The 14,947-nt window shown below is 40.5% G+C and carries 11 protein-coding genes and 1 pseudogene; 5 read left to right on the forward strand and 7 right to left on the reverse strand.

Translation table 11 applies throughout. From position 1 onward, the window contains the following. Position 1: 1 nt before the first annotated feature. Entirely contained in the window at positions 2-2,104 is a 2,103-nt protein-coding gene (locus F972_RS07195; protein WP_004769375.1) for a carbon starvation CstA family protein, read from the reverse strand. A gap of 192 nt (positions 2,105-2,296) precedes the next feature. Continuing rightward, positions 2,297-2,866, reverse strand: a complete 570-nt coding sequence (gene efp / locus F972_RS07200) for an elongation factor P (RefSeq protein ID WP_004652839.1) — start codon at positions 2,864-2,866, stop codon at positions 2,297-2,299. Positions 2,867-2,955: 89 nt separating this feature from the next. On the opposite strand from efp, the gene epmB reads away from it, so the two are divergent. The 3 genes from epmB to F972_RS07215 are packed head-to-tail and all read left to right on the forward strand — an operon-like array spanning position 2,956 to position 7,815. Further along, positions 2,956-3,972, forward strand: a complete 1,017-nt coding sequence (gene epmB / locus F972_RS07205) for an EF-P beta-lysylation protein EpmB (RefSeq protein WP_004682155.1) — start codon at positions 2,956-2,958, stop codon at positions 3,970-3,972. 13 nt (positions 3,973-3,985) lie between these two features. Beyond that, complete coding sequence (locus tag F972_RS07210; RefSeq protein ID WP_034428222.1) at positions 3,986-5,743, forward strand: hypothetical protein; 1,758 nt, start codon at positions 3,986-3,988, stop codon at positions 5,741-5,743. After that, the gene (locus tag F972_RS07215) at positions 5,725-7,815 is read left to right on the forward strand and encodes an EAL domain-containing protein (RefSeq protein ID WP_004769378.1); all 2,091 of its coding nucleotides are present in this window, start codon (positions 5,725-5,727) and stop codon (positions 7,813-7,815) included. The genes F972_RS07210 and F972_RS07215 overlap by 19 nt, the downstream gene beginning before the upstream one ends. Before the next feature lie 90 nt (positions 7,816-7,905). Here the strand turns inward: F972_RS07215 and rpmE are convergent, their stop codons facing one another. Both rpmE and F972_RS07225 read right to left on the reverse strand, forming a co-directional pair. Then, positions 7,906-8,130, reverse strand: a complete 225-nt coding sequence (gene rpmE, locus F972_RS07220) for a 50S ribosomal protein L31 (protein ID WP_004679402.1) — start codon at positions 8,128-8,130, stop codon at positions 7,906-7,908. 197 nt (positions 8,131-8,327) lie between these two features. Beyond that, entirely contained in the window at positions 8,328-9,302 is a 975-nt protein-coding gene (locus tag F972_RS07225; RefSeq protein WP_171062631.1) for a bile acid:sodium symporter family protein, read from the reverse strand. 135 nt (positions 9,303-9,437) lie between these two features. Here F972_RS07225 and F972_RS15290 point away from each other — a divergent pair. Next, a pseudogene (locus tag F972_RS15290) lies at positions 9,438-10,066 on the forward strand (transposase family protein). A 282-nt stretch (positions 10,067-10,348) separates the two neighbouring features. Here the strand turns inward: F972_RS15290 and F972_RS15295 are convergent. After that, a protein-coding gene (locus F972_RS15295; protein WP_155756559.1) for an IS3 family transposase occupies positions 10,349-11,478 on the reverse strand; the annotation gives its coding sequence in 2 pieces (ribosomal slippage) (positions 10,349-11,226 and positions 11,226-11,478; 1,131 coding nt in all). Between the two features lie 309 nt (positions 11,479-11,787). Here F972_RS15295 and F972_RS07245 point away from each other — a divergent pair. Then, the gene (locus F972_RS07245; protein ID WP_004682167.1) at positions 11,788-12,084 is read left to right on the forward strand and encodes a hypothetical protein; all 297 of its coding nucleotides are present in this window, start codon (positions 11,788-11,790) and stop codon (positions 12,082-12,084) included. A gap of 115 nt (positions 12,085-12,199) precedes the next feature. Here the strand turns inward: F972_RS07245 and gloA are convergent, their stop codons facing one another. Continuing rightward, positions 12,200-12,601, reverse strand: coding sequence for a lactoylglutathione lyase (gene gloA, locus F972_RS07250; protein WP_004682169.1), 402 nt, complete (start codon positions 12,599-12,601; stop codon positions 12,200-12,202). A 2-nt stretch (positions 12,602-12,603) separates the two neighbouring features. Next, positions 12,604-14,778 carry an AmpG family muropeptide MFS transporter gene (locus F972_RS07255; protein WP_004682171.1) on the reverse strand — a complete coding sequence of 725 codons (2,175 nt, stop codon included), beginning with the start codon at positions 14,776-14,778 and terminating at the stop codon, positions 12,604-12,606. Positions 14,779-14,947 lie beyond the last annotated feature (169 nt).

Consider the following 14,947-nt stretch of genomic DNA (forward strand, 5'->3'; position numbering starts at 1 on the left):
CCTACTCTCCCTTGATGCTATTCGCGGTCATCGGTGTTTCTGAATAAACTGCGGGTGCCTCATTGACAGTAGGTACAGAACTTTGCAATGCACGGCGTACAATTCCAATTGAGGCAATTACCATCACAATCGCCACAATCATAAAGAAGCCACACAATGCGGCATTGATCTGATTGGACATAACAATGGTCTGCATTTCAGCAACAGTTTTGGCTGGAGCAAGCACCTCACCACGTGCAATCGCGTCAGAAAAACGGTTGGCTTGTGCAAGGAAACCAATCTTTGGATTTTCATGGAAAATCTTTTGCCAACCCGCGGTCATTGAAGTAATGAACAGGAAAATTGTTGGGACAATGGTGACCCAAACATATTTCTCTTTTTTCATCTTGAACAAAATGACTGTACCCAAAATCAATGCCATTGAAGCAAGAATTTGATTTCCAATTCCAAATAATGGCCATAAAGAATTAATACCACCCAGTGGATCAACCACGCCCTGATAAACAAAGAAGCCCCACCCTGCAACCGCAACAAAAGTTCCGACCAGATTTCCAAAGAATGAGCTGGATTGTTTCACCGCTGGCACCACGATACCGACCGTATCTTGCACCATGAAACGACAGGCACGTGTTCCCGCATCTACCGCAGTGAGGATGAATAAGGCTTCAAACAGAATGGCAAAGTGATACCAGAATGCCATCATGGAACGGCTATTGAAAATTTCCGAGATGATATGAGCCATACCAATCGCAAAAGTTGGCGCTCCACCAGTACGAGAAAGGATTGAACTTTCACCAACTTCCTGAGCAAGCACAGTCAGCATTTCAGGTGTGACGATAAAACCTAGATTACGCACCGCTTCCGCAGCCGTATCCACGGTTGTGCCCAGAACTGCTGCTGGTGCATTAATCGCAAAATAAACCCCAGGATCAAGCACGGTTGCACAGATCATGGCCATTATCCCAACGCCAGATTCCATCAACATCCCACCATAGCCGATCATGCGGATATTGACTTCATTATCAACCAGTTTTGGGGTTGTTCCAGAAGAAACCAGTGCATGGAAACCTGAAATCGCACCACAGGCAATGGTAATAAATAGGAAAGGAAATAAACTGCCTGCAAATACAGGACCCGTACCATCAATAAAAGGAGTCACCGCAGGCATTTTCAGGTCAGGCATGGCAAAGATAATCCCAACAGCCAGACCTGCAATCACACCGATTTTAAGAAAGGTGGATAGATAGTCACGAGGCGCTAACAATAACCACACAGGCAATACTGACGCAATAAAACCATAAATGATCAGTGCCCAAGTCAGTTGAGTTCCAGTTAAGGTTAACAATTGCCCCCAGTAAGGGTCTTTTGCTACATCACCACCAAAGACAATCGCCGCCATCATTAGCACAAAGCCAATGATCGAAACCTCAGCAATTTTCCCTGGGCGTAGGTAACGCATATAAATACCCATGAACAGGGCGATTGGAATGGTGGCGGCAATACTAAACACACCCCATGGACTATGTGCCAAGGCTTTTACAACAACTAAAGCCAATACCGCAAGGATAATGATCATCACGCCCAATGTACCGAGCATAACAATGACACCTGCAAAAGTCCCGAGTTCCTGCTTTGCCATTTCTCCCAAGGAACGACCATCACGCCGTGTTGAAATAAACAGAACCAGAAAATCCTGCACTGCACCAGCAATCACCACACCCACCAAAAGCCAGATTGTTCCAGGCAAATAACCCATCTGTGCTGCTAGAATTGGTCCCACCAACGGTCCTGCACCCGCAATCGCTGCAAAGTGATGTCCAAATAAAACATATTTATTGGTCGGGACATAATCCAGACCATCATTCAAACGATGTGCTGGTGTTAAGCGTTTAGGATTTAATTCAAAGACTTTTGTTGCAATAAATAAACTGTAGAACCGATATGCAATGCTATAAACACAAACTGCGGCAAGAACAAGCCAAACCGCATTGACATGCTCACCGCGACTCACCGCCAATATCCCAAATGAAATTGCCCCGACTATGGCAACCAAACTCCATAGGAGTTTTGAGGGGAGTGTTGATTTTGCTTGTGTTGTCTCCATTCAAAACCTCTCCAATACATAATTTGTGGTTATTTTGATTTCGCTTTCTCTATTTTCTGTAGAAAAATATCTTTGTCAGTTTATCTTTTATCAAAAATGATTTATCTAATACTTTGGCATAAAAAAGGGATGATTGTTTAATCACCCCTTAGAGAATCGTGTATCTTACGTAGCAGTGCTACTCATTCACGATTATGCACGCTCTAGGTAGTCACCTGTACGCGTGTCTACACGAACACTTTCCTCTTGCTGTACGAACAATGGAACACGCACCACAGCACCTGTTTCAAGTTTCGCTGGCTTACCGCCACCGCCAGAAGTATCACCACGTACACCTGGATCAGTTTCAACGATTTTCAATACCACAAAGTTCGGTGGACTCACAGTTAAAGGTACGCCATTGAACAGCATGATGGTACATTTTTCATTTGAATCGTCTTTTAACCATTTCGCAGCATCACCCATTGCGGTTTTGTCAGCAGCGATTTGCTCGAAAGATACAGGGTCCATGAAGTTCCACATTTCGCCATCGTTGTAGAGGTAATCCATTTCAACTTCCACAATATCAGCGGCTTCCAAAGAGTCACCTGACTTGAAAGTTTTTTCCAATACCTTACCAGAACGCAGGTTACGCAGTTTCACACGGTTGAACGCCTGACCTTTACCTGGTTTTACATATTCGTTTTCCATGATTGAACATGGGTTGCCATCAAGCATAACCTTGAGGCCTGCTTTAAAATCATTTGTAGAATAATAGGCCATGAAAGGCGCACTCCAAACTTAAAACTCAACTCTATTAATGCTAGACTACAAGTACAGGCATAGTCCTCACACTATTTTTAACGTATGGCATGATAAACTATTTACATCAAGAGCAAAACTGGCAATCACAACTGAGTGACCTCATTACTGATCCTCTGGAGCTGTTAAATCTACTTGAGTTATCCACCGATCAGCTATTATCAGGGGCAATCCTCGCCTCTGAAAAGTTTAAATTGCGTGTCCCGCGTGCATTCGTCGAAAAAATGAGCATTGGCGATCCACTTGATCCGCTGTTGCTACAAGTCCTGCCCCATCATCTAGAACTTGAGGAACATCCTGAGTTTGTCACCGATCCACTGGGTGAAGAGGCAGCCAACCAGATGGCTGGCGTTCTACATAAATATCAGTCCCGTTTTTTACTGACCTTAACAGGTGCATGTGCAATTCACTGCCGTTACTGCTTTCGCCGTCACTTTCCCTATCAGGAAAATTTGCCTAAAAATGATGACTGGCCACATATCAAACAATATATTGAGCAAAATCCGCTGATCAATGAAGTGATTTTGAGTGGCGGAGATCCCCTAACTTTGTCAAATCGAAAAATTTCACTTTGGCTGGAACGTCTTGCCTCCCTCCCACAGATTAAAATACTGAGAATTCATTCACGTGTTCCCATCGTTATTCCAAACCGCGTCGATGAAGGGCTGATTTCTATATTAAAAAACAGTAGGCTACGCATTATAGTAGTGGTACACTCAAATCACGCAGCTGAGCTTGATGATTTCACCTGCTCTAAGTTATTACAGTTATCATTACATCACATTACCGTGCTAAATCAGGCGGTTTTGCTCAAAGGTGTGAATGATTCTGCAAAAACTTTGACTGAGTTGAGTAACCGTTTATTTGATGCACGAGTAATGCCTTATTACTTACATGTTTTGGATAAAGTAAAAGGTGCTCAACATTTTGATCTAAGGTCTTCAGAGATAGACCATATATACAGTGATGTATTAGCAAGTTTGCCAGGCTATTTAGTGCCTAAACTTGTGAGGGAAATTGCGGGCGAAAAAAATAAAACACCGCTTTTTGGGGTTCAAACGTTCTGAGATTGATAACACAATGATGAATAATGCTTTTTCGGATATTTTTCAAATTCCAACTGTCTTAAGACGGGACAAACTCAGCTTTTGTGATACCAATACCAAAAGTTTAAATGAGTGGATTTCTAATCTATCGATTATGCAATTGGGTGATACATCAAAAGCCCTATTTGCCGCATTATTAGAACTCAGTGAGTTAGAGTGCTCTGAAACTTTACGTTTTGACTTGGTTCAAGTATTACATCCAACAATTGAAAATGTTCTAGGCAGTTTAGAGAAAAACTTTTTCAATCAAGGTGTGATTAGTTCTGATCGAAATGAACACATTATTGAACTGGCCATGTTGTTACGCTGTTATTTTGCGGCTATCTACATCAATATTGTGCGTCGCAGCAGTGACCAGCTCGATAATCAGAAATTTTCAATCTTTGCACTAAACCAGAAAAAGAACTTACAAACCGCCAGAACACTGGCAACTTTTCAGGCATTGCAGCAACTGACCCAACTTCTCTATCAGCAACATATGCTCTATAGTGAACCTGTTGCAGGACAATGGCTGATTTCCCATCAACTTTATGAGGCTGCACTCACCCATAAATACCACCAGACCAATCTGGAACAGATTCAGGGCAGTAAACCCAACTCTCTCAGCAATATTTCCCAGGCCTATGCCCAACTAATTTTGATGGATATTTTTAATACCAATCAAATTCGCCAGTCTGAAATTCAGGCATTGTTCCAGTGTAGTTTTGACTGGGCAAAAATGCTTCAGATTCTGTCTAAAGAGACTGACCTGACCAAGTATGTGGTGGACACCAGCAAAGACCACCCACCCATCTACAATAAAAAGCAAAGCTCAGGGTTTAATCCCAATGTTTTTATCAGTACCAATACCCTGCTGGACCATGTCACAGCAACCTTGCATAAAAATGCTGAATATATTTCCAAGAATGAAAAAATTTACCTGACTCCTGCACTCAAGTTTCATGTTCAGACCATTCTTGGAACCACAGCAGAACGCCATCATGAACGTTATGAATATTCTGCCCAGTTGCATATCTGTTTTGGTTTGCTAACCGCACACTTTTATCTATCTAAAGCCAAAAATTTTGATGAGACCTTGTTGCTGGAGCATCACTTCAATTTACAAAACGAATCGAGATTTATGTCCTCATGGGATAAAAAGCTTTCTGAAAACAATGAGGAATCAAGCATCCAGCGCTTAAGCCGTGAAAGCAAGGTCGTTTACCAATCCGACATACTGGATATCAGTGTCAATGGTTACCGCATTAAATGGTCAGCAGAAGCCCCTAAAAACTTAAGAACAGGTGAATATATCCTGGTCAAGGAGACCTCACATGGACACTGGCGTGGCGGCGTGATTCGCTGGCTTAAACAGTCAACCGAGAAAAGTCTGGAACTGGGATTGGAGGTTCTTGCTCAGGAAATTTTCCCATGTGCTGTACGCATTCAGGCCGATCGGCATGTCAGCAACTACCATCCAGCACTTTTATTAAAAAACCAGAATCTGGATGAAACCAAAACAACTTTAATTTTACCTGGTTCACAAATTTTTCGGGAACAGCAAGCTGTTCATTTGAGATTAGGGAAAGAGGAAGTAAAAGTGTATCTATTGACTGCACAACTAATTACCCAGAGTTTTGTTCAATTTGATTTTGAACTGCTAAATGAAGATGAACAGTCCATTCTTCATAAATTCATGGCACAAAATAATATGGATACCAATGATCAAGATTTATGGGAAGCATTGAAGTGAGAAATTCTTTACTCTCTAAAAAGTTAAAACGAACTGAAACCCGCTTACTCATTATTGATGATAACCAGTTACGTTATAACCAGATTCTGGAGTTATTCGCCAATCAGGAGCATCAGGTTAAGGCAACCTTGCTTGATGACCTCAAGACATTTGAAAAGCAACTGAATCTTCCCTGGGATATCGTCATTTTTGGACGTGCGTACGACCTAAAGATTGAACAGACTCTTTCAGTGATTCAGGCATCCTCACAGCCTAGCCTGCCTGTACTGTTACTTGAACCAGATGACTACAAAGCTGATCAATATCAGACGTATATCCATAAAGGGATTTATGATGTCCTAAATCTTAAATCACCTGAAAATTTTTATATCAGTATTATTCGGGCCCTGTCCTATAGCCGCTTGGTTCAGGCGGAACACCGTCTGCTCAGTGAACTGGAAGCGGCTCAAACTCAGGCGCAGTCACTGGTTGCAGAAACCCATAAAGCGGTCGCAATTTTGCAGGAAGGCATTCATATTACGGCCAACACCGAATATGCACAGCTTTTTGGATTCAGCAATGCAGACGATTTAATTGGCCTACCCATTCTGGACGTTTTGCAGCCTGAAGAACTAGGTCAGTTTAAACTGCGTTTTAAGAAAATTTCACAGGGACAGTTCGAACAAGGGCGATTTGAACTTCGCACCCAAAACCCAAATGTAAAAAATAGTGCATTACAGGTTGAGTTCCTTCCTTCAGGAAATGAGGATGAAATCCAGCTGAACATCGAATGTGAGTCCACAATTCAGTCTTCAGCGACAATACCAGCCGTTACTTCTTCTGAAAAAATTTCAGGCTTGAATAGTGCACTGCAACATATCAACCGACAGCTTGCAAACCATCCAGCCAATGCCAATGCACTGGTTTTATTTAGCCTTAACAGCTGTCCAAACGAAGTATTCCAGACTGACTGGCGTGCCACCAAGACCTATTTCTCCAACATTGCAGGCTTTATCAAGGAGCAGGTCAATGTTCCTGTCTGCCAGGTGGACCATGCGCTTTATGTTGCGCTGTTTCAGGCAGAATCAACCCATGTACTCAACTCACTTCTGATTGGGTTGAATAGCCTGCAAAAACCACAGTTACTGGTAACTGAGAATTATACATTCCCTCTTCACCTAAAACTGGGCTACAGTGAGCTTGCCCAGCCAATTGCGGATGAAGCCAGTTTTGAACAGATCCTGACCAAGGCATTCTCACTTGGTTTGCCAACCATTGATAGCCCGAAAATTGATGCAGATATTGGTTTAACAACCGAACAGATTCCAAGCAATGTAGAGCTAAGCCTGTTACAGGAACTCAGGCAAAAACTGGATGCAGGCGATATCCATCTGAAATACCAGCAGCTTTATGACAAGCAGGATCAACATACCCATACTTATGAAGTGTCGGGTGGTTTTATCCATAACAATCAATGGCAGGATATCGCTGATCTGGGTGATTTAAAGGATGATCCTGAATTATCAGTTCAACTGGATCGCTGGATACTGGTTGAGGCATGCAAGCAGTTGCACAACTTCATTACCCAGTATCCTAAAGCGAAATTGATCGTAAACCTCAATCACCATATCTTGTTGAATGACAAGAAACTACCTGAGCTGGTTGCCAAGTTACTCACCATTGTTGGTAGTAAACAGGCTCACCCACTGATTCTGCAATTCTCAGAACAGGCCCTACAGCAGAACCTGTCTCAGGCACAGCCACAAATTGCCTTACTGCGACAACATGGGGCAGAGATTTCCATCCGTGGTTTTGGCGACTCATTGTATAGTGACAGCATACTTCAACAGATTGATACCCAATATCTCAGCTTCCATAGCAAGCTGGCAAAAATGCTGGGGTCTGAAAAACAGATGGCGGCACTACAGGAAAAGATTCTACACTTTATTGCCCAAAAACCTGTTGAGATTTTCCTGACTGAACTCAATGATATGAACCAGTTTGCCAATGCATGGAATGTAGAGGCCCGTTTCCTACAGGGTAACTATTTCCAGAAGAAACTGGACCGTTTAACGGACGTGCAAGACCAATAAATTCACATAGGGCGTATTCAATACGCCCTATATCTAAAAATTATAATCATAAAAAAACGGGCATATTGCCCGTTTTTTGTTTTCTTGATATTAACGCTTGATAGAACGCGACATACCAGAGAAACGTTGCTTGAATTTGTCGATACGGCCGCCAGTGTCCACATTCTTTTGTTTACCAGTATAGAATGGGTGGCAAGCTGAACATACGTCAAGGTAAATTGTTTCTTTACCAAGCGCAGAACGAGTTTCGATCACATTACCACATGAACAGGTAGCAACTAATGTTTGGTATTTAGGGTGAATATCGGCGCGCATGGTCGATGCTCCTATTTAGCAAGAAAGGCTTAAGCTGTTATCGCAATTGATCACTCTCAACATGAGGAAAGCTAAGTGTTTTCACACTCGCAGATCAACACCACAACAGACCATTTCTTTTGACTCACCGAGACTCCAGGTCAGAGCAAAGCCAACAAGTGGCGAATATTATACACCAATAAATTCAATTTTGCGAACTATTCCTGACCTGATTTTGACCAGTGATTGGCGATTATCCCACACACCATCAACTGAATTTGGTGGAAAATCATAATCGGCAACACAATCATCCCCAATGGTTGCCCAATAAACAGGATTTGTGCCATTGGGACACCACTGGCCAGTGTTTTCTTGGAACTACAAAAGAAAATGGTGATTTGATCAGCACGGTTAAAGCCCAGCCATTTGGGCAGATATAAAGCAAGCAACATCACTACAGTCAGCAGAACAGAACATGCAACCGTTAAATAAAGCAGCGTCAAGCCACTCACCTGATGCCATAAACCAGCAACTACGGCACTACTGAAAGCACCGTACACCACCATCAAGATCGAACCCTGATCAAAAGCCTTTACCAGACTCGGCAGCTTGAGCATATAAGGGAAAATATAAGGACGTAATAACTGCCCCAAAATAAAAGGAACCAGTAACAATAAGATGATTTGAATAATCGACTTGGTTGGATCAAAACCATGCTGGCTTTGCCCGAGAATAAAATAGCTGACCAAAATTGGCGTAATAAACATGCCAATGATATTGGAAAAAGATGCGCTACACACTGCCCCAGCAACATTGCCCTTTGCCATTGAGGTAAATGCAATGGAGGACTGTACTGTTGATGGCAGGAAGCACATGAACAGGAAACCCCAATACAACTGCTGACCTAAAAGAGGTTCCAAAATGGGTTTTGCCAGTAACCCAATGGCTGGGAAAATCACAAAAGTAAAGGTAAATACCAAGGCATGCATTTTCCAGTGCAACATCCCCTCAACCACTGCTTCACGTGAGAGTTTTGCACCATGTAAAAAGAACAGGATAGCAATTGCGACAGTTGTGAGAATATTAAAATAATGTGCAAGCTGACCTGATACTGGAATAAAGGTCGCCAATATCACCATTGTAATTAATAATATTGTAAAACGATCCAATGCCAATAATTTCAACATAATAATTACGCTCACTGCTAAAAAAATTCTGAATCTAAGATATTTTTTTATTCAACAAGTATATAAAATAAAAAAACATTTTAATTCAACACAATATAATAAACCTCTTGCGAAAGTAAAAACTGCCTCAATATAGATTTCATGAAATATCAGAAATTAAACCGTTTTTCAGATTCTGAATTCAAGCGCTTGGTTGGCGTACCTCGACCAGTTTTCAGTGAAATGGTCGAAGTTTTAAAAGATGCAGAATCACTTAAAAAGAAATCAGGGCGTCCTTATACTTTAGCTATAGAGGATCAATTATTATTAACACTCAATTACTTACAAAATTATAACACTCAATTGGAATTGGTGGCAAATTACCATATCGCTGAAAGTAATGTGAATCGAACTATTAAAAAGGTTGAAGATGCATTAATGAAATCAAGGCGTTTTACCCCGCCAAAACGAAGCATTACAACAGCAGACGAACAGTTTAGCTGGTTCATTATTGATGCGACAGAATGTTCAATAGAACGCCCGAAAAAAATCAGAGTAAGTTCTAAAGTGTTAAAAAAAAAGCATACGCTAAAAGCCCAAGTGATCTATCATCCGAAGAGCAAACAAATCATAGGAGTAAATATACCATCTGGCAGTCAGCATGATATTAAAACATTAATAGTCCATTGAAAAGATTTAGAATACTCAGTGAACGCTATAATAGACGGAAAAGATTCGGTTTACGCATTAACTTCATCGCTGCACTGGTAAACCGGATGAACTTGCAATAACGACTTTCGCAAGAGGTCTAATCGAGCCTGTAAATAATTTGATTTCTTTCACTAATTACAATATACTTTTTTAGTCAAATTTTAAGCAGTCGAAAGCTATATTTTTGAGGTTTTAGCCAATTAAAAAATTAGATAAAACTATACTTTCGCAAGAGGTCTAATAAAGTTCCGTATAAAAATTCTAACGTTTTTATAACACTTCAGCTCTATTATGATGTGGTTCCGTTAATTAGACCACTCAATTCAGTTTTATAAGTGATAAATCCGCTCTAAATATTTAAATCATGCTGCCATTACTTTTAGTAAATGTTGATCATAAAATTCATTTGGTGTTGCCTTATTCAAACTTGAATGAGGACGTATCGTGTTATAAAAATCCAAATATTCAGCAATTGATTGTTTCGCTTGTTTAACCGTATCGTAAGCCTTCAAATAGACTTCCTCATGCTTCAAGCTGCGCCATAACCGCTCAATCATCACATTATCTCTCCACCGTCCTTTCCCATCCATACTGATACGGATATTTCGCAATTTTAACTCATTCAAAAATGCCTCGCTTGTGAATTGACTGCCTTGGTCTGTATTAAACACCTCAGGACAACCATATTTCACAATTGCTTCTTGCAACGCATCTATGCAAAAGTCTGTTTCCATACTGATCGATACACGATGAGCCAGTACTTTACGACTATGCCAATCTATAACTGCACACAAATAGACAAAGCCTTTAGCCATAGGAATGTACGTGATATCTGTACACCAGACTTGATTAGAGTGATCGATGACCATGTTTTTCAACAGATATGGGAAAATACGGTGTGCAAGATTAGGCTTACTGGTATTGGGTTTTGGATACAAGGCATGTATTCCCATCAAGCGCATTAAACGTCGGACTTTACGCCGACCTATTTGATGCCCTTGACGCTGTAGCATATCTCGTATCATTCGACTGCCCATAAATGGGTAGTCGAGATGAATTTCATCGATCAGACGCATCAAACTCAAATCAGTTGATGAAATCTCTTTGGGCTTGTAATACAACGTACTGCGATTGATTTGAATCAATTGCGATTGTTGTCGTACCGAAAGTTGATGGGTCTTATCGATCATTTTTTGCCGCTCAGCTGCCCTATTTTTCTGAGCGCACCTTCTAAAAAATCAATTTGCAATGCCTGATGCCCTATCTTGGCATGTAGAGCTTTGAGGTCAATCTCTGGTTCTTGTTGTGCTGTTGGTCGTGAAAAAATATTGACTGATTGCTCAAGCAGTTGATTTTTCCAATCGATGATTTGGTTTTGATGTAAATCGAATTGAGTAGAAAGTTCAGCGAGTGTGTGGTCGCCTTTAATTGCTGCGAGAGCAACTTTAACTTTAAACTCTGCTGAATGATTACGACGTTTTCTTCGTGTCATGGTTGACTCCAAAAACAAGCATTTCCCATGCTTATTGGGGAGTAGATTATCACTTATAGACGTGGTCTAAAATCCTAGAACCACATCAGTCGTCCAAATGGAACATCATCTACTAATTATACAATACGAAGTTTTAATGATTATAAAGACTATTTCGTCAAAACAGGTGCAACCTACTTCTCCATTGTAGGTACAGGAACTTTACTTAGACCAGACTTCACCACTACCCAACCAGACGATCCAAATTTTTATTGTGATGGTCAAGGTGGTAGTGCCTATGGTGGTGCACACTTTAAAGAAATCTCACGTTTGACAGGCGGCAGCTCTGCTTCTATTTGTACAGATGCAGCAAGTTGGTCCGTTGTATTTGATGAGATTATTAAATCTGCTTCTGGTCTAGCCAGTAGTTTTACCCTTACACAAACACCAATTCCATCATCAGTGAAAGTCACCGTTGAAGGACAGAATGTTGCTCGTGATGTAAGTAATCAAAATGGCTTCGATTTAATTTATAGTAATACTGGAACTTCTGTGGTCTTCTTTGGTAATGCTATTCCTAAAGCGAATCAAAAAGTTAATGTTGAATATAAATATCTAGCAAAATAACTTAATTTGCTGATTAAATAAAAAAACTGCAATATGAGATTAAAAACATCATATTGCAGTTTTTAAGTAAAAGGCTTAATAAAAATCAACCCTATATGACTCAATATACACCATACTAATTATTACGTGCGTTTAAATCCTGCTGAATCAACTCGACTTTATAGCCATCTGGATCTTCAACAAATGCGATCACGGTCACCCCACCTTTCATCGGGCCAGCCTCACGCACTACCTTACCACCACGTGCCTTGATCTCCTCACATGCCTTATAGGCATCATCAACACCAATCGCGATATGACCATAAGCATTGCCTAAATCATAGCTTGCTGTATCCCAGTTATGAGTCAGCTCAAGCACAGTGTTATTTTCTTCATCACCATAGCCCACAAAAGCCAGGGTGAAACGCCCCTCTTCATAATCACGTTGACGTAGTAATTTCATACCAAGTACCTCAGTGTAGAACTTTAAAGATTGTTCTAAATTACCTACTCGTAACATCGTATGTAACATGCGCATAGTTATTCACCTGTCTGTTGAATTGTTTGGTTTTCATGGTCACGTAATAGTTTCGCAACCCAAACCACAAGAATCAAAATTGGAATTCCAATTAAAGTCGTCATTAAAAAGAAATTTGGGTAGCCAATATTACTCACAATCGTTCCTGAATAACCACCCAATAATTTGGGTGTTAAAGTCATTAATGAACTGAAAATTGCATATTGAACTGCGGTAAATGATACGCTGGTTAAGCTAGATAAAAAGGCAATAAATGCAGCACCAGCTAAACCTGAGGCTAAATTATCGACAATAATGGCAAAATAGAGCCACAATGAGCTATAGCCTTTTATCACTTTGCCAGAAATTTCTATTGTGCCTGACTGACTTGGATCGACCACAGCAATTGGCTGAATATCGACATCGAGTGTGGTTTCAACATGTGATGCAGTATTAATACGATATGATCTTGTTGCAAATAACTGGCTTGCACTATTATTTTTGAAATTAACAAAAGCTTTAATGGTTTTAGTGGGAGATGCTTGTAATAGCTTTCCATCTACAGCACCAGTAAATATTCCTTTATCATCCAGTTTCGCAGCAAACTCTTGATTATCTAATTTAAGAATAACAGGCTTATCCTGATTTAAATCTTCATTTTTAAGCCCTGCTAATTGCCCTTTAACGACTAGACTTTGCTTCAATTCTTTTTCCGTTAATTGATCATCACCACTGATTGGTAATAATTGAATCTGAGCGTGCTGGGCATTTACTAAATATGGTATTGCAAGAGTTACATTGGTATCGCTCTGATTTTGGTACTGAGTACTTACCTGTACCGAATTTGTTTTTGCCAAGACGTCATTCGGCACTTGTAATTTCCAATATCCAACATCATCGGTTTGCACTTGATAATGTTTATTTCCGACCTGAACCTCAACTGGAGCAAGTGGTTTTCCTGATTTGACCAAGCCGATAAAAATTAAATTGGTTGAACTGGCCAACACTGCGCCCACGAACATCAGTTTCATAATGTTCATGCGTTGCGCTAACAAACCACCGAGAAAACCACCAACTAAACTAAAGATCACACCATAGATTTTCACAGCCTCAGCAATTTGTTCTTTACTGAAATTTAGATCTTGATAGAACACATTGGAAATCACTCCTGCAATGATGTCTGAGATGCGGAAAAAACCAATCAGCAGCAAAAGCACTAAGGCAAGTTTAATACCGTAACGTTTGAAGAATTCTAAAACTGGGGCAACCCAAGTTTCTTTTGCCATTTGTTGATTCACGACGCCAATTTTAACTAAACCCAAACCAACCAATAAAGCTGTGGCTGTAGCAGTTAAAAAGCGTAGGGCTTCTAAACCAAATAAAGCTGCGGTGTCTTTAATATTTGCGGCTTTAGCGGTAGCATCTGTTACATTCCCAGAGTAAATATAACTGACAACAAAAGTTGCAACAGCAATAAAGAATACAAAGACTAAGCGATAGTAATCTGTAGTTTTATAATGTTTATAAACACGATTTACTTGAGGTTCACGAATGCATAAAGTTGTAATAATACCAACCACCATAACTGCTGCCATGGTTAGATAAGTATATTTCCATGCTTCATAGATATAATTGCCTTTAGCTGTACCTAAATAAGCAGCAAGAAATAAAGCCCCTGCACCCGCAACGATCATCCCAATACGGTAACCTGCGTTGTAAGTTGAAGCTAAAACCGTTTGCATCTCACTTTCAGCAAGTTCAATACGATAAGCATCGATGACAATATCTTGAGTCGCTGCCGAGAATCCTAATAAAACGGCACCAACTGCCATTTGAATTAAATAGCTTTGTCCAAGTGCTGGGTCGGAAAATGCCATGATACAAATTGCACATATAATCAAAGACTGTGCAATCAACAACCAGGCACGGCGACGGCCTAAACTTTTCGTTAATAATGGAACAGGCAATTCATCAATCAATGGTGCCCAAACGAATTTAAAAGAGTAACCCAATGCCGCCCAACTAAAAAAGGTCACCGCACTCTTATCAATACCAGCCTCACCCAGCCACAGCGATAAACTGGAAAAAATCAGCAGAATCGGAATCCCTGCCGAGAAACCCAGAAATAACATAATCAGGGCACGGCGATCCCAAAATGCCTTAAATGCGGATGCCCAGCCAGTGGCTTGAGTTGTCATTGGTTATTATTTTCCATGAACATGCGTGAATGTGCCTATTCAATCGTGTCTTGCGCCTGCTTGCAAGTTGCTTTATGCAATCAAATAAAATTATTGTTTTGTTTTGTCGATAAAAAACACAAGTTCGCTTGATCTTTGGACCTAAAACTGTATACCTTTAATTACCTAA

The sequence above is a fragment of the Acinetobacter sp. CIP 102529 genome, assembly GCF_000368325.1.
Taxonomy (GTDB): Bacteria; Pseudomonadota; Gammaproteobacteria; order Pseudomonadales; family Moraxellaceae; genus Acinetobacter; species Acinetobacter parvus.